23 protein-coding genes and 1 rRNA gene are annotated in these 19,591 nt (G+C 66.7%); 11 read left to right on the top strand and 13 right to left on the bottom strand.

What is annotated here, in order from left to right:
* Both rrf and QH270_RS12545 read left to right on the top strand, forming a co-directional pair.
* Positions 1 to 93 (top strand): 5S ribosomal RNA (rrf, locus tag QH270_RS12550); the annotation flags it as partial.
* 111 nt (positions 94 to 204) lie between these two features.
* Complete coding sequence (locus QH270_RS12545; protein ID WP_280341194.1) at positions 205 to 903, top strand: hypothetical protein; 699 nt, start codon at positions 205 to 207, stop codon at positions 901 to 903.
* Positions 904 to 941: 38 nt separating this feature from the next.
* Here the strand turns inward: QH270_RS12545 and QH270_RS12540 are convergent, their stop codons facing one another.
* The 3 genes from QH270_RS12540 to QH270_RS12530 all read right to left on the bottom strand — a co-directional run bounded on the left by QH270_RS12540 (position 942) and on the right by QH270_RS12530 (position 6,176).
* A complete protein-coding gene (locus tag QH270_RS12540) occupies positions 942 to 2,627 on the bottom strand; it encodes a CBS domain-containing protein (protein WP_280341192.1) in 1,686 nt (561 codons plus the stop codon).
* Positions 2,628 to 3,515: 888 nt separating this feature from the next.
* The gene (locus QH270_RS12535; RefSeq protein WP_280341189.1) at positions 3,516 to 5,519 is read right to left on the bottom strand and encodes a UvrD-helicase domain-containing protein; all 2,004 of its coding nucleotides are present in this window, start codon (positions 5,517 to 5,519) and stop codon (positions 3,516 to 3,518) included.
* 228 nt (positions 5,520 to 5,747) lie between these two features.
* Positions 5,748 to 6,176, bottom strand: a complete 429-nt coding sequence (locus QH270_RS12530) for a hypothetical protein (RefSeq protein WP_280341186.1) — start codon at positions 6,174 to 6,176, stop codon at positions 5,748 to 5,750.
* Between the two features lie 694 nt (positions 6,177 to 6,870).
* Here QH270_RS12530 and QH270_RS12525 point away from each other — a divergent pair.
* The gene (locus QH270_RS12525) at positions 6,871 to 7,788 is read left to right on the top strand and encodes a restriction endonuclease (RefSeq protein ID WP_280341182.1); all 918 of its coding nucleotides are present in this window, start codon (positions 6,871 to 6,873) and stop codon (positions 7,786 to 7,788) included.
* Between the two features lie 46 nt (positions 7,789 to 7,834).
* On the opposite strand, the gene QH270_RS12520 is transcribed toward QH270_RS12525, so the two are convergent.
* Positions 7,835 to 7,996: a hypothetical protein gene (locus tag QH270_RS12520; protein WP_280341179.1), complete on the bottom strand. Its 162-nt coding sequence runs from the start codon at positions 7,994 to 7,996 to the stop codon at positions 7,835 to 7,837.
* 167 nt (positions 7,997 to 8,163) lie between these two features.
* On the opposite strand from QH270_RS12520, the gene gntA reads away from it, so the two are divergent.
* Positions 8,164 to 8,850, top strand: coding sequence for a guanitoxin biosynthesis heme-dependent pre-guanitoxin N-hydroxylase GntA (gene gntA / locus QH270_RS12515; protein ID WP_280341177.1), 687 nt, complete (start codon positions 8,164 to 8,166; stop codon positions 8,848 to 8,850).
* A gap of 321 nt (positions 8,851 to 9,171) precedes the next feature.
* Positions 9,172 to 9,849 carry an ATP-grasp domain-containing protein gene (locus QH270_RS12510; protein WP_280341175.1) on the top strand — a complete coding sequence of 226 codons (678 nt, stop codon included), beginning with the start codon at positions 9,172 to 9,174 and terminating at the stop codon, positions 9,847 to 9,849.
* A gap of 256 nt (positions 9,850 to 10,105) precedes the next feature.
* Here the strand turns inward: QH270_RS12510 and QH270_RS12505 are convergent, their stop codons facing one another.
* Both QH270_RS12505 and QH270_RS12500 read right to left on the bottom strand, forming a co-directional pair.
* Positions 10,106 to 11,362, bottom strand: coding sequence for a hypothetical protein (locus QH270_RS12505; RefSeq protein ID WP_280341173.1), 1,257 nt, complete (start codon positions 11,360 to 11,362; stop codon positions 10,106 to 10,108).
* On the bottom strand, positions 11,359 to 11,574 hold the full coding sequence (locus tag QH270_RS12500; RefSeq protein WP_280341170.1) for a hypothetical protein: 216 nt from the start codon (positions 11,572 to 11,574) through the stop codon (positions 11,359 to 11,361). The genes QH270_RS12505 and QH270_RS12500 overlap by 4 nt, the downstream gene beginning before the upstream one ends.
* 84 nt (positions 11,575 to 11,658) lie before the next feature.
* Between QH270_RS12500 and QH270_RS12495 the strand changes: the two genes are divergently transcribed.
* Positions 11,659 to 12,375 carry a hypothetical protein gene (locus QH270_RS12495; RefSeq protein WP_280341168.1) on the top strand — a complete coding sequence of 239 codons (717 nt, stop codon included), beginning with the start codon at positions 11,659 to 11,661 and terminating at the stop codon, positions 12,373 to 12,375.
* On the opposite strand, the gene QH270_RS12490 is transcribed toward QH270_RS12495, so the two are convergent.
* Both QH270_RS12490 and QH270_RS12485 read right to left on the bottom strand, forming a co-directional pair.
* On the bottom strand, positions 12,325 to 12,597 hold the full coding sequence (locus tag QH270_RS12490) for a MoaD/ThiS family protein (protein ID WP_280341165.1): 273 nt from the start codon (positions 12,595 to 12,597) through the stop codon (positions 12,325 to 12,327). The genes QH270_RS12495 and QH270_RS12490 overlap by 51 nt on opposite strands.
* 2 nt (positions 12,598 to 12,599) lie before the next feature.
* Complete coding sequence (locus tag QH270_RS12485; RefSeq protein ID WP_280341162.1) at positions 12,600 to 13,697, bottom strand: WD40/YVTN/BNR-like repeat-containing protein; 1,098 nt, start codon at positions 13,695 to 13,697, stop codon at positions 12,600 to 12,602.
* A 277-nt stretch (positions 13,698 to 13,974) separates the two neighbouring features.
* Between QH270_RS12485 and QH270_RS12480 the strand changes: the two genes are divergently transcribed.
* The 5 genes from QH270_RS12480 to QH270_RS12460 all read left to right on the top strand — a co-directional run bounded on the left by QH270_RS12480 (position 13,975) and on the right by QH270_RS12460 (position 16,837).
* Positions 13,975 to 14,526 carry a hypothetical protein gene (locus QH270_RS12480; RefSeq protein WP_280341161.1) on the top strand — a complete coding sequence of 184 codons (552 nt, stop codon included), beginning with the start codon at positions 13,975 to 13,977 and terminating at the stop codon, positions 14,524 to 14,526.
* 88 nt (positions 14,527 to 14,614) lie between these two features.
* On the top strand, positions 14,615 to 15,349 hold the full coding sequence (locus QH270_RS12475) for a glucose 1-dehydrogenase (protein ID WP_280341159.1): 735 nt from the start codon (positions 14,615 to 14,617) through the stop codon (positions 15,347 to 15,349).
* A 291-nt stretch (positions 15,350 to 15,640) separates the two neighbouring features.
* Complete coding sequence (locus QH270_RS12470) at positions 15,641 to 16,243, top strand: TetR/AcrR family transcriptional regulator (protein ID WP_280341157.1); 603 nt, start codon at positions 15,641 to 15,643, stop codon at positions 16,241 to 16,243.
* Positions 16,240 to 16,596 (top strand): DoxX family protein, encoded by a 357-nt coding sequence (locus tag QH270_RS12465; RefSeq protein WP_280341154.1) that lies wholly within the window; start codon positions 16,240 to 16,242, stop codon positions 16,594 to 16,596. Before QH270_RS12470 ends, QH270_RS12465 begins: the two co-directional genes overlap by 4 nt.
* A gap of 88 nt (positions 16,597 to 16,684) precedes the next feature.
* On the top strand, positions 16,685 to 16,837 hold the full coding sequence (locus QH270_RS12460; protein ID WP_280341152.1) for a hypothetical protein: 153 nt from the start codon (positions 16,685 to 16,687) through the stop codon (positions 16,835 to 16,837).
* Here the strand turns inward: QH270_RS12460 and QH270_RS12455 are convergent.
* The 5 genes from QH270_RS12455 to QH270_RS12435 are packed head-to-tail and all read right to left on the bottom strand — an operon-like array spanning position 16,803 to position 19,434.
* Complete coding sequence (locus QH270_RS12455) at positions 16,803 to 17,099, bottom strand: Ada metal-binding domain-containing protein (RefSeq protein WP_432420350.1); 297 nt, start codon at positions 17,097 to 17,099, stop codon at positions 16,803 to 16,805. The genes QH270_RS12460 and QH270_RS12455 overlap by 35 nt on opposite strands.
* Positions 17,096 to 17,812 (bottom strand): 2OG-Fe(II) oxygenase, encoded by a 717-nt coding sequence (locus QH270_RS12450; RefSeq protein ID WP_280341150.1) that lies wholly within the window; start codon positions 17,810 to 17,812, stop codon positions 17,096 to 17,098. The genes QH270_RS12455 and QH270_RS12450 overlap by 4 nt, the downstream gene beginning before the upstream one ends.
* Entirely contained in the window at positions 17,809 to 18,423 is a 615-nt protein-coding gene (locus tag QH270_RS12445) for a methylated-DNA--[protein]-cysteine S-methyltransferase (RefSeq protein ID WP_280341147.1), read from the bottom strand. Before QH270_RS12445 ends, QH270_RS12450 begins: the two co-directional genes overlap by 4 nt.
* Positions 18,420 to 18,917 (bottom strand): RNA polymerase sigma factor, encoded by a 498-nt coding sequence (locus tag QH270_RS12440; RefSeq protein ID WP_280341144.1) that lies wholly within the window; start codon positions 18,915 to 18,917, stop codon positions 18,420 to 18,422. The genes QH270_RS12445 and QH270_RS12440 overlap by 4 nt, the downstream gene beginning before the upstream one ends.
* A 10-nt stretch (positions 18,918 to 18,927) precedes the next feature.
* Positions 18,928 to 19,434: a methylated-DNA--[protein]-cysteine S-methyltransferase gene (locus QH270_RS12435; RefSeq protein ID WP_280341142.1), complete on the bottom strand. Its 507-nt coding sequence runs from the start codon at positions 19,432 to 19,434 to the stop codon at positions 18,928 to 18,930.
* Positions 19,435 to 19,591: the final 157 nt, after the last annotated feature.

Here is a 19,591-nt window from a genome sequence, read left to right as displayed (position 1 = left end):
ACGCCCGGTCCCATTCCGAACCCGGAAGCTAAGGCCACCTGCGCCGATGGTACTGCACTCGACAGGGTGTGGGAGAGTAGGACACCGCCGGACATATTCTGCGAAAGGCCCCCAGCATCTGCTGGGGGCCTTTTTGCGTTCCCGGACCAGTCTGGATCACCCAATGCTCGCGCGTCCCAACGGAACTGGCGCTACCCTGTGCCGGTGAGTGGAGAACTCCCGCCCGCCGAGGGCGAACCGAAGGCCCATGTCCACGGCCGCGCAAGTCTCGGTGCGGAGCACCGGAGTGCGCAGAACGAGTCGTACACACGGAAAGCGCGGTCCAGCACGAACTTCGGTGTGTGGCGGCGCGAAACCGAGGTGAGCCGCAAGGGCACGAAAGAGCACCGGAACACCGTGAAACTGGTGGTGGCCGGTGGTTTCCTCGTAGCGGGCGTGGTCGGTGCGGCACTCGTCTTCATGGCACTGCAGTCCGATGCCAACGGCGATGTCCCACCGAGCGGCGGCTCCGTGACGTCCGTTGCTCACCCCAGTACACAGTCACAGGTCACCACACCCATCGCTCCGGCCACGGTGAATCCGACGACGACCTCGCCACGCACGCCGACGGCGGTCCTGACTCAGCAGTGCCCCGAGGCCACAGTGTGCTGGTGGGGCATGCCCGACTTCAAGGACTTGCTGCACACTCTCCCGCACGGCGAAGTGCCGTCGGTCGCGCCGCAGAGCTGCTTGGAGCTGGGCGTCGCGAGTCTCGGCCCGCAAGGCGCCGGCTCCATCGTCAACGGCGGCACCGTCCCCCAGACCTTTTGGGAGAACGGCGACTGCACCGGCCGATCATTCGTCATGAAGCCGGGCGAGCAACTGGCGAAACTGCCGCTGTTCCCGTTCTCCATCAGCGGGTAACGACCGCTCGAAGCGTTGAGCTGCGCTCCTGACCGGCATCACGGATTGGGTTCCGCTGTCCGCAGCACCTGGAGCAGACCGTGCACCGCGGCCTCCTGCCCGGCCGACAGCGGATCGGTCGCGAAGTGCATCAATTCATTCCGCACCACCCGCACCTGCTCCACCAACTCGATCACCTGACTCTGGTCCAACCGCCACCCGAGCTTGCGCCAACTGGTCGGACTCTGCAGCAGATGCACATACCCGCCGAACGTCAGATGCTCCGGCTCGGTCACATACGCCCGCCGATTCTTCGGCGCGGCCGCCTTGAAGTCCTCGGTGTCGAGATGGTCCCGCGCGGCCCGCCGCAACCGGTTCTCCGCCTCCTCGATGAGCACGAACGGCTTTGCCAGGGTGCCGAATTGGCGAGTCAGGTCGGACGCGGTGAGAATCCCGCTCACCCGCACCCGATCGGGATCCCGCACGAAGATGAACCCGTGGTCGTAGATCGCCTCGATCTGATCGAGTAGGGGAGCGTCGTGATCGACTACCACTGCGGGCACCGTGGCATCCGCCAACGTCGGATGATCCGTAGCGATGTGCGCCCGCCCGATCGACTCCCACGTCACCGCACCGTGATACGTCCCGTCGTGCTCGTCGATCACGGCCAGCTGTGAATACTGATGCCGCACCATCGTCGTCTTCGCGGTAGTGAGCTCGACATTCGACGGCACCGAAACCAGCGCCGCGGGAAGACTTCCCAACCGCCGCGTCATCGGCTCGGGCTCGACGACATTCTCCACCGACTCCCGCTGCGCACTACGCGTCGCACCCACCGCCGGCTCACTCTCCAGCGGCACGATCGCGACCACCTCACTGAGCGGCCCCTCGGTGAACGGCGGCCGCGTGGTGAGCCCGTTCTCCGCCAGATCAGCCTTGATCATCGCGACCGCGGCAGCCGTCCGCCGCTCGAACCCCCAGTGCTCGAGCAGACTCCGAATCGTCAACTCCCGCGGATTCCCGGCATCCCGAGCGCCGGCGTCGGCGAGCAACTCGTCGGACCCGGTCGCCGCCACATCGCCCACATACCCCGGATCGGTGCCGTGCTCAGCGAGATGCGCGATCCGCACCGCCGCATTGTGCCGTCGCAGGCCACACACCGTGAGCAACGAACCGAGACTGGCTTGCAAATCCGACCGAATCGCCTCCCACGGCACCCCGGTGCGCAACCATTCCACCCTGCGTACCTGCCGAAACGACTCCGGCTCCTGCGACCGATACTCGTACTCCCCGACAACCAGCCCGATCGCCACCATCCCCGCGGGCCCCTTCAACGGCATCACGACCAGATCGCCTTCCACGATCTCGGTCCCGAACTTCCATAACTGCCCCGCCCAATTCCCCACCACCGTCGCCGACGCATCCGGATACGCCGCACGAATCCCCGCCTTCAACTCCTCCCAGGTCCGATACGACCTGAGATCCCCCACCTCATCCCACCCGACAACGACCAGCCCTTCCTCGAGCGCCCGCCCCTCCCGCTGCCCCTGACTCCCCGCCCGAACCAGCCAAGCATGCCGCGCCCGCCCACCATCAACCACGTTCCGGCCCTCCCCACCAAGCGACACTGTGGAACACACTGCCCACCAAAATAGTTCAGGAATCCAGGCGCCGCATCGACTGTCCACGGAGAAGTCCTCGGACCGCTCCGCCCGCAGGATTTCGGCTAGGTAGTCGACGACCAATCCGTACTCCGTGGAGAACACTCGGTGGGCAGACGATCGATGACTCAATACGAAGCGATTCTGAAGGATCGTTCGGAATTCGCCCTCAACTTCCTGTTCGTGGACTGACCCCCATGGCTAGGTGCGTGGCGCTGCCTATCCTGCCATCAGATTCGTCACTGACTGGTCGAAGCCTGGTCGCGTTCGATTCGGGGGCACCCGGAAACAACGAGGTCGGCTGAGTCGATAGCCAGGTACACCACCTGAGGAGGCAACGATCATGATCGTTCCGCTTGGTCGAGTCGTGGGAGCTCTCGCTGTCGCAGCGGTACTGATGGTTGTCGGCTGTGGTGATGGCCCCGACAGTCCCATTCCTGCAGTGCCGAGCAGCGGCGTCGTGGAGGGTACGGAATCGGCAGCTGTTCCTGGGACCGGCGTGCAACCCTCTCCGGCGTCGTCGCTCATCGAAACGCCCTCCCTTCCTGCACCGACCCCCGAACGTGAGATGGCAACCGTGCCCGCACCGACGCCAGCGGCTGAGCCGTACGTCGTCGAGTGTCTGGAGGGAACACCAGGTCCCGCACGATGGAGCGACGGGACCACCCGATTCTCGCAATGGTGCTTCGACAGTCGCGGTGGGGAACAGTACCTGGAGGAGGAGTCCCAATCGGGGCTCGAGTCCACCGGTACGCCTGATCCCTACGGCCGCGGATACACCTGCGACGCTGCAGGCTCTTGCCGGTGGCCTGACGGGTCACCGGTGATCGGTGCTGATCGGTGCGGTCAGCGGTGCGGTGAGCCGCCGACCTCGGGTGACGTTCAGCGAGAGTGGTGGGACTGCGTCTCGACCAAGTCGGAGGAACAATGTCGCGAGGAACTCGGGCGCTGATCGGAGCTCGTTGCTGGCCGTCAGTCGGTCAGCGTGCACACCCAGAGGTAGTCCCGGGCTCGGCTGGCGGCCACCAGGTGCTGGCGGGAGCGGAGGGCGTCGGCATCGCGCCCACCGGGGTGAGTTGTGGGTGGATTCGCCAGGAGGAGGAACACGGCGGTGAAGTCCATGCCCTTGGCGCGGTGGACGGTGCCGACCTTGATGTCGGTCGGTTGGGTGCCGTCGTAGTGCTCCAGTGGCATGGCGCGCAGGCCCGCCCTGCGCAGGACGGTGAGGTAGCGATCGATGTCGCTTCTGGTGGAGACGATGACGGCGATGTCGGCGTCGGGCTTCAGGTTCGCGTCGCGAATGGCCTGGGGGAGCGCGGTGAGTGATTCGCGGCGGGTGAGTCGGGCTTCTACGACGTGGCCATCGGGGAGAGTGGCGTTGCTTTCGCGGATGACGACGCCTGCGCCGCCGTTGAGGTCGTCGACGGATCCGGCTGTTTCGATGCGCTGGACATAGGACAGGACTGCGGCACGGTTGCGATAGTTGGTGCGCAGGATGCGGCCGCGGCCACCGGGGACCGGGATACCTGCCTCGGCCAGGGTGCAGCTGCCCACGTAGACGCGTTGCTGGCTGTCACCTACCAGGAGCAGCTGGGAATCCTCACGGGCACCGGCGATTTCGTAGACGAGCTGGAGCTGGCGGAGAGTGAAGTCCTGGACTTCGTCGACGACGACCAGGCCGAATCGTTCGTCGCCGGTGAGGGGACGGGCGCGCAATTCCCCGACGGCGAGGGCGATGAGGTCGTTGAAGTCGTGTGCGCCGCGCGCCGCGAGACCTTGCTGGTAGGGGATGAACCAGTCTTCCCAGGCTGTATTTCGAATCGAAGGCGGCAGGCTGATGCCCTCGCGGCCAGTTCGCTGTACCGCCAGATAGCTGGCGGAGTCGCGCAACCCGCGACCCTTGATGATGCGGTCGATTTCGTCGTGCCAGTAGCCGAAGTCGGTGCCTTTGACGCCGGTGAGGGTGTCGCGAACACGGCGCCACGCATCCGCGAGGGAGGCATTCACAGCCGCCTCGTCGAGGTTGAACGGCACGTCTCGGTCTTTGAGGAATCGAAGGGTCCAGGCGTGGAGGCCGGTGAAGAGCGCGCGGTCGGCCGCCCGCGGGGCAAGGTGGGCGAAGCCGCGTTCGTGAAAGGTGGGAAGGGTTTTCACGAACGTTGTGAACATCAGTCGGCCCGGGTTGCGTTTGGCCCAATGTGCCATGCGGTGCAGAGCGACCACGGACTTACCGGTGCCGGCTGGTCCGCTGATGCGTGCGGGGCCATTGAAGTTAGCGTGCACCAAGGAGAGCTGAGCTGGGTCGAGGAAGGTCATCCAGTCGCTGAACGGGCGGGCCAGGGCGGCGGCACGCTCGGCCTCGTTGAGGTCTGTCTCGGTGAAAAGCTCAGCTGGAGCGTCGGATTCGTCGATCAGATCGAGTCGAAGGTGCGTGTATTTGTCGATGCCGGAAGCCGCGAGTTGGGCGGCGCGGGCGGGCTTGTATCGCCGGTCGCCTCCGGTCAAGGTGGCGACGAAACCGGGTTCGTCGACGACGTGAACGCGACCGTCGGATTCTGGGCGGACCCGGCCGGGGAGCACCACGACGATCTCGGCCATGTGCGGGACGAAACGGAAGTCGTCGAGGGCCAGGCGCGCGAGCGGTTCTTCGGCATGCTTGCGCAATTCACCGAATTGGGAAGGGCTTGGCATGGTCGCAGCGAACACGACGGCGAACACCCCGGTGGGGCCGATCGCGAAAGCTGTGGGCCTGCCCGGGCGGAACGCCGCGGTACGGATCAACAGCTGCCAGCCTTCGCTGGCGAGAATGCCCGTGAGCACGCGACGTTCCGACGAGCTCAGGTGGGTCTGGACGGCGAGCGTCTGCTCGGCGGCGCGCAGGCGCCGCTCACGTCGGATATTGGCCATGGTTCCCCCAACCTGGTCGATGTCGCCGCTCTCCGTGTCAGGCGACGCTAATCCCTTGCTGGACAACATAGTTGAAGATCTGTGCCGTCGCATTGATTCCTTCGACACCAGCGCCCACTCGGGATCGCGGACGTGGGCAGTGGTGTGACGTCGCTATGGTGGGTTTGTCGTCGGCGAGCTCATGCAACGACGGAAGGCGGGCAGCGGTTCAGCGATCGCACCGGCTACCAGGGCTTCGCATGCAATTGATGCTGCGTCGATGCAGTGTCAGCCAACGCGAGAATCGGCTTGACGCGGCTAGCAGACGGCGTGGATGAAGACGATCTCGGAGGTGTCCTTGGTTGTATAGGCGACCCACCTGGTCTGGGCGATCTGCCCTTCGTCGGCGCGATGGGCAGTTTCCGATTCCAGCAGTGGGAGGCTCTTCGTATCCCGCCAGTGGTACTTCCAATCTTTCGGCACCCCGGCAGTGAATTTGGCAAGGCCTGACTTGGTCTTGAACTCACCCATTTCGCCGGCGGGGATTTCTACCACAGCGGTAACTACTTCATCGCCGAAACCTGTCTGCTGCTCGAATTCGACGAGTTTTGCGCCGTTTGGGAACACGAGTGAGCCGCAGGTCTCAAGGGATAGGAGGTCTTTGCGCTCACTCGAGCAAGCTGTCAGTGCAAATGTTTGCGCGCCTATCGCGGCGATGAGGAGTGCAAAGGTCAGTCTGCGTTTCATAGCCTCTGCGTCCAGGTCTGGATGGTGTCGGATTGTCCGCGGGCTATGAAACTTCGTGCCCACCCGAATTCTTCGAGATCACGCATGTGATTGCCGATGGAGTTGGCTTGGTTTCGCTTGACGTGGCCAAATGGAATCCAATTCTTCGTTTCAAAGTTGTAGTAGTCCCAGATGTACACCTTATAGCTCCACTCGGCGTACAGCCCGTCGTCTCGGGAACGTACGATTGTGTCGCTTCCGACTGATACATCGAAGTGCCCGATCCCGAACTCGACGTCTGGATCCTCAGTGGGGCCGCAGCCCTTCCAGTTTGAAGCCGTTGAGCTGAGCCGTCTCGACCGATAGTTCAGACATGGTTCAGGCCAGGACGAGATAGCTGGTGGTGCATGTGCGCTCTCGCGAATCGCATGTGATGCCTACTCCCCCTTGGTAGTTCAGCGATCTGGGCTGGAGAGTACAGTAGCCGCCACACGCACGCCATTGCGGTCACCGGCGCTGCGAGCGTATCCCGCGTGCCCCTAGCGCAAACCGTGTCGAGTGCACGATCGACGCGTACATGCACAGGGGCGACATCTAGTGCTCCAGCCGCACGTGGGGAACGATGTCTGGATGTACCGGTGGTCGGTACGTGTGATTGGGTGGTGCGGGTCGGCGTGAGACGGGTGAGCCACACCGACGAGACGAGGAGTAGGACTTGTCCGAGCCGGTTTCGACCATGCCTATCTGGTCGGGGTTTCTTACGCCTATTCTCGAAGTATTGGCGGACGGGGAGGTCTGGCGGACACGAGAGCTTGTCACCGCGGTATGCGACCACATCGGGCTCACCGACACACAGCGCGCGGAGGTTCTGCCCTCGGGGCAGCGACGAGCACCGAATCGGATCGGCTGGGCTCTCAGCGCGCTGGTTCGCGCCGAACTCGTCACCAAGCCCGCGCGGGCGATGTTCCGTATCTCCGAAGAGGGTCGGGCCGCGCTCGTGACGTACCCGGAGGGACTGGGCGAGCGAGAACTGAAAAAGATCCCGGCGTATGCGACCTATGTCCCGGTTCGCGCGGATCTGACCGCCGACCCGGTTGCCGAACTCAGCGGCGCAACTGACCCGTTCGAACAGATCGAGGCCGGCGTCGAGAGGGTCCATGCTGAGGTGAGCGCTGAGCTGTTGCAGCGCATGCGGAGTCAGGATCCCGCCGCCTTCGAGCAGACGGTTCTCGATGTGTTGGTAGCGATGGGCTATGGCGGCACCGAACGGCGCGCACAGCGGATCGGTGGCTCCGGCGACGGTGGTGTCGACGGTGTCATCGACCAGGATGCGCTCGGGCTGGACCAGATCTATGTGCAGGCCAAGCGATACGGCGAGGGAAACAATGTCGGCCGGGACACGGTGCAGGCGTTCGTTGGCGCGTTGCATGGGGTGGGTGCCTCGCGCGGTGTCTTCATCACCACAAGCACCTTCACTCAGCACGCCCGCGAATATGCCAGGAACGTTCCGATTCGGGTGATTCTGATCGACGGGCAACGGTTGGCGGAACTGATGATCCGGTACGGGGTGGGGGTCCAGCAGCGTGCGGTGTTCACCGTGGTGGAACTCGACGAGGACTATTTCGAGTTGTAGGCCCCTCGAGGCGGGATGCTCCTCCGCTCGATATCGAAGGGATCGACTACCTGCTGCGGATGGTCGTCAGGTTGGCGGCGTCGAACGAATGGAAGCAGTCGGGGCGGGGTGTGCCGAAGCGCCCCACTTTCGCTGTGACGGGTCCGGCGAGCGGGACCGGCAGTGAATCCGCGGACGTGATTCGCAGCACGTCGGACTGGCCGACCATGCCCTCGAGCGGGGCAAATGGGAATCGATGTCGTTTCTATCGATTCGCGTGCGGGCTGGTCGGCTGACAGGATCAGCCCCGCAGTGTGGGCGAGGTGGCTGCATTCGCCGATTCGATCGGAGCGCACCCGCTCGGTATCGGGATGTGGTTGGAAAGGATCGGCGGGGTTGACGACGGATGCGCGGACCGAGGTGGAGCGGTTCCTTCTCGGAGATCGGTTCGCTTGTCTGGCGGGTCGCTCCGCCTGGCGGCAGGGTGGGATCACGCATCGCCATTATGAGGTGATGGGCGGGGATGAGTCGGCTCGGTTGATGGCCGCGGATCTGGCGGAGTTCGTCGGTGGGGCGGACTGGGGGTCGCGGAAGTTCACCAGCTTCATCGCGACGTTCGAGCAGCCTCGTGGGGTGGATGAGCTGCGGTTCGAGGAACTGTTGTGGGAGCACTTGCAGCTGTTGCACGAGGCGGACGCGGAGCGGTTCGCGTGGGCGGACGGGTGTTCGTCGGATCCGCAGTCCAGTGAGTTCAAGTACAGCGTGGCGGGGCATCCGTTCTTCGTGATCGGGTTGCACGAGACGCATCGGCGGTTCGGGCGGCGGCCGCCGTTTCCGATGTTGGCGTTCAATTCGCATGAGCAGTTCGCGCGGATCAAGGCCGATGGGATGTGGGATCGGCTGGCGGACAAGATCCGGAAGCAGGACATCTCGTTGCAGGGGGATATCAATCCGAATCTGATGGAGTACGAGACGTTGTCGGAGGCGCGTCGGTACTCCGGGCGGCCGAAGCCGGTGGAGTGGCAGTGTCCTTTCAGCGCGCGGGCGGCGGAACGCGAGTTGGCAGGGACGCAGCACGCTTGATCGCCCCTGTCGGGAATGCGAGCTGGGATGTGGGCGGCTCGCATGATCCCGGCGTACGGGGCGGGGTTCGCCGGTTGGCATCTCGTGTTGCCACCTGCCTCACGGCAATAGGATTCGGCTGTGACCGCGACTATTTTGTTCTGTTCCGATCCACTGAATCCACGTCGGGTTGATGATCACTTCGCCCTACAGGCTGAGGCTGTGCGGAGCGCAGGTGGGGCGGTCGCGTTACTGGATCATGAGGCGCTCTCGGGTGGTGACGCGGTTGCGGCTGTGCGGCGGGTGCCTCGGGGTGGTGGGGCGATGTGGTATCGCGGGTGGATGATGTCGGTGGAGCGTTATCGTGCGTTGGCGCAGGCGCTTTCGGAGCGGGAGTGTGCGTTGGTGGTGTCGCCCGAGTGCTATGCCAAGGCGCATGAATTGCCGGGGTGGTACGAGTCGTTTGCCGAGCTGACGCCGCGTTCGCGGTGGGTGTCGGCGAAGTCGGGGGAGGTGCCCGGTGAAGCGGTTCTCGCGGGGATGGCCGGGGAGCTCGGTGCGGGACCGGGGATCGTCAAGGACTATGTGAAGTCGCGTAAGCATGAATGGGATACGGCCTGCTACGTGCCCGATCTGCGTGACGTTGCCGGCCTGCGGCGGGTTGTCGGGCGGTTCGTCGAGTTGCAAGAGGAGTATCTGGCGGGTGGGGTCGTGCTGCGGGAGTTCGAGGACTTCACCGAGGTCGGCGGGGGTCGGGCGGCCGAGGCGAGGGTCTGGTGGGTCGATGGTGAACCCGTGCTCGTCGGACCGCATCCCGACGATCCGGCGGTGTGGCCCGAGCCGGAGCTGGCCGGGGTGGCGGGGGCGGTGGCCGCGCTCGGCTGTCGGTTCGTGACGACCGATGTCGCTCGGCGGGCGGATGGTAGGTGGCGGGTGATCGAAGTCGGTGATGGGCAGGTCAGTGATCTGCCGTCGGGTGTGGATGTGATGGCGGTGATCGGGCCGCTGATGGGGCGGTGATGCTGCTGGTGGACCTCGGGTCGGACCGAATGCTCGACCTCGGGTCGTACCCATCGCCCGGGTGGATTCGCCGAAGCCATATCTGCTTGGACCTGCTCGGGTCGGCCCGCGAGAGCCCGTAACGACCATGGAATGAGGGGAGCGGAGGGACTTCTCGCCGACCCGAGGGCCTTGTGGGAGCCGAGGGACACCGGTTAACCGGTGCGGTCGGCTCGCAGCCGCACCATGGCCGGTGTCCCGGCCGACCTGCCGCGGTTCAGTGCGACGGTTCGTTCGTCAGCGCTTCCGAGATGTCCTCCAGCCCACAGTTCGCTGCCCGGACGACGAGGAGTTTGCGAGTTCGATCGGGGAGTTCGGCGCTGAGGGCGGTGAGCGTTGACCAGGCGGCCGTGTGTTCGGCGTCGAGGAGGTCGACGAGGGTGTCGAGTTCGGGGAGGGCGTCGAGGAGGGTGAGGACTCGGGTGCGGGAGGGGCCGGGGATGGACAGGGCCAGGGGGATGACGGTGGGGGCCTCGGGGGTGGAGTCGAGGATCAGGGTGCGCAGGGAGTCGTCGTCTTCGGACAGGACGCGTTCGGCGATGTGGCGCTGCTGCGACTCGTCGAGGTGGGGGACGAGGGGGAGCAGGTCGAGCCAGAGGTTCTGAGTGAGGGAGATGTCGGAGACTCGGGCCAGGGTGGCCGGGTCGTGCATGACGGGGCGTTGGGCCAGGCGTCGCAGGCCGGTGATGGCCATGTCGGCGGCGACGGGGAGCAGGGCGTCCCAGGCGTCGAGGTCGGCGACGGCGGTGAGGAGGCCGTCGAGGATCTCGTCGTCCTGTTCGGCGACGATGTCGGCCATGCGGGCGCGTTCGGCGGGGCCGATGATGTCGAGCAGGGAGATGGCGTCGGCCCACTTCTCCTCGGCGTACATGGTGGCGACCATGCCGGGGACGCGGTCGGTGACCATGCCGAGGAGGCGTTCGGCCTGGGAGCTGTCCTCGAGGTGCAGGCCCACCTGGAGGATGTCGCGGTCGGCGGCCTGGGGGAGGGCGGCCCAGAGGACGGATTCGGGCATTGCGCCGGCGAGGCGGCCCATGGTGAGGTAGTCGCCGCGGTCGATGAGTTCTTTGGCGACCTCGGCGGCCATCGTGTCGGGGACGCGGGCGATGACCTCGGCCGCGCGCTTCGGGTCGAGGAGGACGGTGGCGTCGGCGAGGAACTTCGGGGACAGGGATTCGGCGATCGCGACCGCGCGGGCCGGATCGACGGCGCCGGCGACCGCGGCGGCCAGGGCGGGGCCGAGGGCCTTCTCCGCGACGAGGGCGGCGACGGACTTGGGGACCAGCTTCACGGCGGCGGCGATGCGCTGCATGCGCGCGACGTCGCGGCCGGACAGTTCGTCGCTCACCTGGTCGCGGAAGGTCTTGATCGCCGAAGCCGGTTGGGTGGCAAGGAAATCCAGCTCGGTCGAGTCGACGTCGAGGACGCGGGCCAGCTTCGCGATCTCGGCCATCGTGTGGCGCAGGGTGGTCATAGTCCCAGGACCTTCCGGACGGCGGGGCGGGCGAGGCGGGGGATCAAGTGCATGCCTGCGCCGAGGGCCTCGTCCATCGCGGCTTTGCGGGCGGCCAGGGCGGATTCCACGAAGGTGTCGAGGCGGGCCAGGTCGTCGATGTCGAGCGCCGCGAATTCCGGCGGGGGTGGGGTGCCGAGGGTTGCGGTCAGCTGGGCCAGGCGATCCGGCACGGGTGTGGCTCCTTCGAAGATGTTGGGGGAGTGGTGGTTACACGATAGTCGGGGTGTTCGAGCGATGCCGTGTACGCGTTGTCGATGCCTTCCCCGAAAGGGTTCGGACGCGCCGATATCGTTGCGTTGGTGAGACTGTGGACGCTGCAAGCGCCGGAAGTGGTCACCGCGCTGCGTGCGACCGGGGTGTATCGCGCCGACTGGGATCTGGTGGTCGGCAACTGGCGTGGTGCGTACGCCGAGGTGGTGGCGGAGATGCGACGGCGGGGCATCGCCGATGGTGATCTGCCTCCGGTGTGGTGCTGGCCTGGGCGGGTCTGGCGGCGTAGGGCTGTCAGAACGACGGCCGGAATGCTGCTCGGCGATCACGAATGGGCGCACGGGCGGTGGTTGCTCCAGCTGGATGTTCCCGCCGAGATGACATTGGCGAGTTCGTACTCGCTGTGGAACGAGTACCTCGGCTATGTGATCGGTGTTCAGGATCGACCCGACCGGATGGACTGGTCCGGCTCCAGGACCGATGAACTCGACGAGATCCAGGTGTGCCTACCGGAGTTGCGCCGGGAGTGGGTTGTGCGGGGTCGCCCCTATCTCCCCGACACGGACACGATCGCACGCATCGAAGCGGATCCCGCGTTGCGGGAGCTGTTTGCGTCGGCTCGCAGCGAGCTGCGGCGTAGCTGGATACGTGAGCGTTGGGCGGTGTTCGGGTATCCGCGCTGCCCGTGGGTATTTCGACGGAATGGCAGGTTAGCCACCAGCTACGGCGGGGATGATCATCAGCTCGCTGTTCGGGCGTAGTGGGGTGTCGGGGCCTTGCAATGTCCGGCATTCGTCGCCGTCTATGAAGAAGTTGACGTAGCGGCGGAGGGTGCCGCGTTCGTCGCGGAGGCGGCGTTCGAGGGCGGGGGAGCGGTCGCGGAGGGTGTCGAGGGCCTCGCGGAGGGTGGGGGCGTCGATGGTGAGGGATTTGGCGCCGTCGACGTAGGGGCGGAGTTGGGCGGGGAGCAGGACGGTGGCCATGGTCAGCCGATGACGGCGGCGCGGACGCAGAGTACGTCGGGGAGTTTGTCGGCGACGAGGGCCCAGTGGTCGCCTTCGTCGGGGCTGCAGTAGACCTCGCCGTTGCGGGTGCCGAAGTAGATGCCGGTGGGTTCGGCGTTGTCGGCGGTCATGGCGTCGCGCATGACGGCGGCCCAGAAGGGGACTTTCGGGAGGCCGTCGGTGCGGGCGGTCCAGGTGTCGCCGGCGTCTTCGCTGCGGTAGACGGCGCAGGTGGCGTCGGGTGGGAAGCGGAAGCGGTCCATGTCGGCGACGAGGGGGAAGGTGTAGAGGACGCCGGAGCGGCGCGGGTGGGCGACGATCGGGAAGCCGAAGTTGGCTGGGGGAAGGTCGGAGTCGATGGACTGCCAGGTGGTGCCGTCGTCGGTGGAGCGGAAGACGCCGCCGTGATTTTGCAGGTAGAGGGTGGTGGGGGCGTCGGCGTCGCGGGCGACCTTGTGCACGCACTGGCCCCACTCGGGGAGTTCGCCGGGCAGGAAGTCGGCGGTGACGCCCTTGTTGGTGGGGCGCCAGGTGGTGCCGCCGTCGGCGGTTTGGTAGACGCCGCCGGTCGACATGGCGACGGCGAGGCGCTGCGGATTCGTGGGATGCGGCAGGACGGTGTGCAAGGCCAGGCCACCGCCGCCCGGTTCCCACTGCGGGCGGTGCGGATGGTCCCACAGGCCTCTGACCAGCGTGAAAGTTCGTCCGCCGTCGGTGGATCGGAACAGGGCCGAGGGTTCGACACCGGCGTAGACCACCTCGGGCTCGGCGTCGGTCGACGGTGTGATCTGCCATACCCCTCGCAGGGCGGCGTCGGTGTCCTCGGGGAAGGCCAAGGGGGCGTCGTCGGGTTCGGTCCAGGTCTCGCCGAGATCGTCGCTGGCGACCATGGTCGGGCCGAAGTGGCTGTTCAGGACGCCGGCGAGCAGGCGAGGGGTGCCGCGGCGGGTGTCGATCGCGAGGGCCTTCACGTCGGCGACCGGGAACTGGGGCGGACTCACGGTCCAGCTGGCCCGGCCGTCCGAACTCCGGGCCAGGAACAGGCCTTTACGGGTTCCGATTCCGAGGAGCACGTCCATGCGAACCTCCAGGTCGGCGCGGCGACGCGGACGACATGAGCGTACTCCCGACACGCGATCGGACTACACAATCGCGGCGTATAGGGGATACTTGTCCGATCGTGCGCAACCCGTCGCACGAGCGTGACATTTTCGCGACCATTTCGTAATCTGACAGAGACCTTGTTCTCGACAGTAGCTGGTGATTGAAAACGTGCCTGGTCAACATCGCGTTCCCGCGGCTCCCACGGGCCGCGCATCTCTGGCTGTATGCAGCCTCGCCGCGACTGTGCCCGCGATGATCTGGATGGCGTTGCGGCCGGCCGGGTCCGAGGTGCAGCAGGTCAGTGCGGTCGAACCGCACACGCCGTCGGCCATCGAACTCGATCCGCTGCCCGCGCTCGCGCACGACGCGCCGCAGCCGGAGCCGGGACCGCCGCCGGTCGCCGCCGACGACGAGGACGCGAAGCTCTCGGCGATGAAGGCCAAGCTGCTGTGCTCGACGGAGTGGAAGGGCACGCAGCCGCACGTCGCGCAGGTCAGCCACATGGTGCAGAAGATGTTCGGGCTCTCCGACATCGGTGGCGCGCACGGTCGATACGACGGTGACCACGGCGCGGGTCTCGCGCTCGACATCATGACGTCGAACCCGGCGCAGGGCGACGCGATCGCCGCGTTCGTGCTGGCCAACAAGGCGCGCTTCGGCGTCACCTATGTGATCTGGCAGCAGCAGTTCAACGACGGCAGCGGCTGGTCCTACATGGAGGACCGGGGTAGCGCGACCCAGAATCACTATGACCACGTGCATGTTTCATTCGCCTCGTACGGTGCCGCGAACCTGACCTGCTGACGTCGGCCAGCGAGCCCATATCCCCACGAAGAATCGCCCGGCCTCCTACGGTGAGGACGGCTCAGTTCTCGCGAGGAGGTATGTGGACATGGGACGGTTGGCCGGCAAGGTCGCGGTGATCAGCGGCGGTGCGCGGGGAATGGGCGCGGCGCACGCCCGGCGATTCGTCGCCGAGGGCGCGTCGGTGGTGCTCGGTGACGTGCTCGACGACGACGGCGCGCTCGTCGCGAAGGAACTCGGCGACGCCGCCATCTACCGCCATCTGGATGTGCGCGAACCCGAACAGTGGGCCGCGATCGTCGCCGCCGCGGTCGAGACGTTCGGCGGGCTGCACGTGCTGGTGAACAACGCGGGGATCGTCAACGGGAATCTGCTGGTGGACTTCGCGCTGGACGAGTGGCAGCGCATCATCGACATCAACCTCACCGGAACGTTTCTCGGGATGCAGGCCGCGGTGCCCGCGATGACAGACGGTGGGTCGATCGTGAACATCTCCTCGGTGGAGGGGATGCGGGGCAGCCCGGGCCTGCACGGGTACACCGCCACGAAGTTCGCGGTGCGCGGGCTCACCAAGTCGGCGGCGCTGGAGCTGGCCGCGCAGGGGATCCGGGTGAACTCGGTGCACCCGGGGCTGATCTCGACGCCGATGACCGAGGGGATTCCGGCGGACTTCCTGCAGATTCCGATCAAGCGGGCGGCTGAGCCCGATGAGGTGTCGGCGCTGGTCGCCTATCTCGCCTCGGACGAGTCCTCGTACTCCACCGGTGCGGAGTTCGTGGTCGACGGTGGGCTCACGGTCGGGGTGCCGCACAAGAGTTTCTGAGGTGTTGTCGAGGGCGGGTCATCCAGTGGCCGGCTGACCCGCCACGGCTGCCGTGTGGCAGTGGTCGACTCGTCGCGGCCGGTCTCCGCTCGCAGCAATCCATGCCGCGCCGGCATCCCGAAGCCGTTCGCGAACAATCGATTACAGCCCGACCGTGCTCTCTTTCCCTGGATGGACAACGGGTTCCCGTGGCGAATCGAGCTTGGGGTGCCGATTGCGAGGTCCCTGGTCCGCAGGCGGTGGGTGCGCACTGCTTGCGTCTGATGGCCACCGTCGGGTACGTTCCTGAACATGTTCAGTGAACATGTTCAGTCGAGATCGGCGCAGCAGGCGGCGACGCGACAGAAGGTCTGGGCGGCGGCCGAGCGGCTCTTTCGCGCGCAAGGCTTCAAGGCGACCACGATTCGGCAGATCGCCGCCGAAGCGAATGTGAGCACCGGGACCGTCATGGCGGTCGGTGAGAAGGACGCGCTGCTGGTCGCGCTCTTCGACAACTGGATCACCGCGGTGCACACCAGCAGGCAAGCCGTACTCACGTCCTCGACGGCGGCCGCGACCACCGAGGACGTGCTGAAGCTCTTCGAGCCGTTCGTCGGACATTTCGCGGTCGACGCCGAGCTCGCACGCGAGTACCTGTCGATCCTGGTTCGTGGAAACCACGAGTCCGTCATCTTTCGAGATCTCGCGCTGGCCCTGCTGTCCGAACTCGAAACCGTGCTCGCCCGATCAGCGCTACCCAGCAGCCAGGTCGGTGCCGGTGCTCGGACCATCTATCTCGCGTACCTCGGCTTGCTGATGACCGCGGCCAGCGGTGCCATCGCGATGCCGGACGCGGCAGTCCAACTACAGCAGACCATCGAATTCGTCATCACGCACCCGAAGGAAAACCGATGATCCACGCCCCCCAACCATGGTGGCTACCAGCACTACTCGCGCTCTCGCTCTTCGCGGACGCGCTCATGTCCGTGCGCCCTCCACTGTTCATTCAGCGATGCCTCGACGGCGTCCGGTTTCCCCGCGACTGGTGGTGGACGCTGATCGCCATCAAGCTGGCGGCCACCGTCGGTCTCCTCGGGGGACTGGTGTATCCCGGGGTCGGGTTCGCCACCGCGGTCGGCGTGATCGCGTATTTCGTGTGCGCCGCGTACGCCCATTACCGGGCCCGGTTCCTCGGCTACGAGTTCTGGATCAACTGCCTCGGCATGCTGGCGTTGTCGGTGGCTGCGACGATCTCGTACGTGGTGTGAGCCGCGGCGCCGTTCGATAAGGCTATCCCGGTGAGACGTGGATCGCGCTGATACGGGGCTATTCTGGAGACTGACTGCAGGAGGGGATATGGCTGACGAGGATCCGCGGGCGAAGTGGCGGCAGTTGCCGCCGGAGCCGGAGCGGTTGGTCGAGGAGACGTCGGTGGAGACGCGGGCGACGGAGGCGGGGGTGCCCGCGGTGGATCTCACCGAGGATTTCGTGCGTAAGTACGGGTTGTGAGAGTGCTGGTGGCTTTCCAGCGCAAGTAGCGCTCTCGGCAGCAGACCGCGCACGGGCGGTAGCCTGCGGCGATGGCCGTGGGTTCGTCGGGGAAGAACACTCGGTGGGTGGCGTAGTGGCCGCGGGCGAGGGCGCGCTGGGCCGAGGGGCAGTTCAGGCGGCCGTAGATCTTCGTGCGGCGGTGGCCGCCCCAGGTGCCCGGGGTCGGGGAGCGGTAGGGGCGGCCGTCGGCGCCGAGGAGCTGGTAGGTGCGCACGGTCACGCCGCGTCGTGGAAGACCAGGGCGAGGGTGGTGCGGTGGCCGGAGCGGATGGCGGAGACGCCGTGCCGGACCGGGGCCGCCGACCAGCCGCGAGTCGAGCGGACAGGGCGGTCGCGGGTGGTGAACAGGTAGCCGTGGCCGTGCGGGAGCAGGGTCGCGGTGCCGCGGGACTGGGCGCGGGGGCGTTGTTCGAGGAGCAGGAATTCGCCGCCGGTGTGGTCGACGCCGGGTTCGTTGAGGTTGATCACCACTTGGAGTGGAAAGACCAAGTCGCCGTACAGGTCTCGGTGCAGGGCGTTCCAGTCCTTGGGGCCGTAGCGCAGCAGGATCGCGGTGGACTTGGTCTGGCCCGCGTCGTGGCACATGCGCAACCACTCGTCGAGGGTGTCCGGCCATGGCGTCTCGCGGCCGAGTTTGCGCCACCACTCGCGGGCGATCGGGAGCAGGCGTGGGTACAGCGCCTGCTTCAGGCGTTCGACCGGTTCCGGATAGGGCGTACGGAGGTACCGATACTGGCCTTCGCCGAATCGGTACTGGCCCATGGTGATCGTGGAGCGGAACAGCTCGTCGCGGTCGTAGAGGTCGCGGATCGCGGCGGCCTCGGCGGGCGTGAGCAGCTGGGGGAGCAGGGCGCCGCCGTACTCGTCGAGTTCGGCGGTGATCGCCGGCCAGTCGCCGGCGGCGACCCGGTCGTGCCAGGGATCGGTGGTCATGCCGCCTCCAGGGTGAGCAGGGCGGTCTTGGCCGCGGCGCCGCCGATGTAGCCGCCGAGGCTGCCGTCGGTGCGGACCACGCGGTGGCACGGCACCACGACCGGCAGGGGGTTGGTGGCGCAGGCGGTGCCCACCGCGCGCACGGCCTTCGGATTGCCGACGAGCTCGGCGACCTCGCGGTAGCTGCGGGTTTGGCCGTAGGCGATCTCGGGCAGATGGCGCTGTACGAGCTGGCGGAAACCGTGCGACAGCGACAGATCCAGGTCGACATCGAAGGCACGGCGGTGGCCGGTGAAATACTCGTCGAGTTCGCGGGCGACCGTGTCGAGACGGTGCGGGGCGCGCAGAATTCGGGGACTCAGCTTCTGGCCGAGGGTCTCGAGGACCCGGTCGTGGTCCTCGCTGGCATAGGCCACGCGGACCAGACCCTTGGGGGTCGCGGCCAGCAACAGCTCGCCGACGGGGGAATCGACGGTGGTGTAGGCGATGTCGAGCAGGTCGGCCTCGTCGGCGCGGCGCGCGAGGCGCTGGTGCAGGCGGGCCATCAGGTCGGCGTCGACGGGTGTCGACAGCAGGGCGGTCAGGTCGCCATCGCGTCCGATCTCGGTCATGCGTGGACTCCTTCCATGATGGCGCCCGGGTAGGTTCTTCGGAGTTTCTTCACGCCGTCGGCGGCGGCTCGACGGGCCGCGTCCACGGTGCCGCCGAGGATGTCGGCGATGTCGGCATAGGGCAGGCCGGCTACGTAGTGGTAGGCGATGGCCTGTAGCTGTTTGGGTGGCAGGGCGGAGACCGCTGCCCACAGATCGGGTTCGCCGGAACCGGGAATGCCCAGGCGCGTGGGGGATTCGGGCAGCTCGTCGACCGGCAGCGCGGTGCGGTTCGTGGCGCGTACCACGTCGATCGCCTTGCGGTGCGCGATCGTCACCAGCCACGCCTCGATATTGGCGTCGTCGGGGAGGTCGGGGTAGGCGCGCATCGCGGCGAGGAAGGTCTCCGACCACGCGTCTTCGGCGTCGTGGGCGCCGAGGACGACGCGGCAGACCCGCAGCACGGTCGGTCCGTGCTGCTCGACGATCTGCTCGAACGGTGGTTTCATCGTCATCCCGGCGCGGTCAGAACAGCCGGCCGGCGCTGACGGGGGCCGGTGCTTCGAGGTCGAGCAGGATCCGTTTGCGGTGCAGCCCACCGGCATACCCGGTCAGCGAGCCGTCGGCTCCGACCACGCGGTGACACGGCACGAACACACACAGCGGATTCGCGCCGACGGCCTGGCCGACGCGTTGCGCCAGCGCGCGAGCACCGAGACGTTCGGCGATGCGGCCGTAGGTGGAGGTCTCGCCGCGCGGAATCGCCGCGACGATCTCCCACACGGCCCGCTGGAAATCATCGCCGTCGGCGGACAGCGGCAGGTCGAAGGTCAGGCGATGGCCCGCCAGATAGTCACGCAGCTGACGGGCGCCCTCGGTGAGCAACGGGTCCGCGGGAGCCCCGTCGCCGAAGGTCTCGCCGCCGGGTCGGCGGACATGGTCGCGGAAGTACAGTCCGGTGACGGCCGCGCCGGTCGCGACGAGAGTGATCGGTCCGAGATCGGTCTCGACCACGGTATGGCGGATGCTCATCTGCGGTGTCCTTTCGTTGTCCTACCGAGAAGACGAACGGGGAACGCCAGACGTGAGATACGGGATTCGGGGGGCGCCCGGGAGGGGGGCCCCCCCGGGGGAAAGCCGTGTGGGGGGCGGAGTTGGCCCGGGGGGGGGCCGCGCAGTGGGAAAAACA

This window comes from Nocardia neocaledoniensis (genome assembly GCF_029868625.1).
GTDB classification, from domain to species: Bacteria; Actinomycetota; Actinomycetes; order Mycobacteriales; family Mycobacteriaceae; genus Nocardia; species Nocardia neocaledoniensis_A.
This window is presented reverse-complemented; position numbering and strand designations above follow the sequence as displayed.

What these genes read in the sequence shown, in the direction of transcription:
- QH270_RS12465 (WP_280341154.1), top strand. Translation starts at nt 16,240, where the DNA reads ATGATCCACGCCCCCCAACCATGGTGGCTACCAGCACTACTCGCGCTC.
- QH270_RS12480 (WP_280341161.1), top strand. Translation starts at nt 13,975, where the DNA reads ATGATCTGGATGGCGTTGCGGCCGGCCGGGTCCGAGGTGCAGCAGGTC.
- QH270_RS12445 (WP_280341147.1), bottom strand. Translation starts at nt 18,423, where the DNA reads ATGACCGAGATCGGACGCGATGGCGACCTGACCGCCCTGCTGTCGACA.
- QH270_RS12490 (WP_280341165.1), bottom strand. Translation starts at nt 12,597, where the DNA reads ATGGCCACCGTCCTGCTCCCCGCCCAACTCCGCCCCTACGTCGACGGC.
- QH270_RS12505 (WP_280341173.1), bottom strand. Translation starts at nt 11,362, where the DNA reads ATGACCACCCTGCGCCACACGATGGCCGAGATCGCGAAGCTGGCCCGC.
- QH270_RS12485 (WP_280341162.1), bottom strand. Translation starts at nt 13,697, where the DNA reads ATGGACGTGCTCCTCGGAATCGGAACCCGTAAAGGCCTGTTCCTGGCC.
- QH270_RS12435 (WP_280341142.1), bottom strand. Translation starts at nt 19,434, where the DNA reads ATGAGCATCCGCCATACCGTGGTCGAGACCGATCTCGGACCGATCACT.
- QH270_RS12450 (WP_280341150.1), bottom strand. Translation starts at nt 17,812, where the DNA reads ATGACCACCGATCCCTGGCACGACCGGGTCGCCGCCGGCGACTGGCCG.
- QH270_RS12520 (WP_280341179.1), bottom strand. Translation starts at nt 7,996, where the DNA reads ATGGTCGGCCAGTCCGACGTGCTGCGAATCACGTCCGCGGATTCACTG.
- QH270_RS12475 (WP_280341159.1), top strand. Translation starts at nt 14,615, where the DNA reads ATGGGACGGTTGGCCGGCAAGGTCGCGGTGATCAGCGGCGGTGCGCGG.
- QH270_RS12470 (WP_280341157.1), top strand. Translation starts at nt 15,641, where the DNA reads ATGTTCAGTGAACATGTTCAGTCGAGATCGGCGCAGCAGGCGGCGACG.
- QH270_RS12535 (WP_280341189.1), bottom strand. Translation starts at nt 5,519, where the DNA reads ATGTTGTCCAGCAAGGGATTAGCGTCGCCTGACACGGAGAGCGGCGAC.
- QH270_RS12510 (WP_280341175.1), top strand. Translation starts at nt 9,172, where the DNA reads ATGATGTCGGTGGAGCGTTATCGTGCGTTGGCGCAGGCGCTTTCGGAG.
- QH270_RS12460 (WP_280341152.1), top strand. Translation starts at nt 16,685, where the DNA reads ATGGCTGACGAGGATCCGCGGGCGAAGTGGCGGCAGTTGCCGCCGGAG.
- QH270_RS12440 (WP_280341144.1), bottom strand. Translation starts at nt 18,917, where the DNA reads ATGACGATGAAACCACCGTTCGAGCAGATCGTCGAGCAGCACGGACCG.
- QH270_RS12530 (WP_280341186.1), bottom strand. Translation starts at nt 6,176, where the DNA reads ATGAAACGCAGACTGACCTTTGCACTCCTCATCGCCGCGATAGGCGCG.
- QH270_RS12495 (WP_280341168.1), top strand. Translation starts at nt 11,659, where the DNA reads ATGCCTTCCCCGAAAGGGTTCGGACGCGCCGATATCGTTGCGTTGGTG.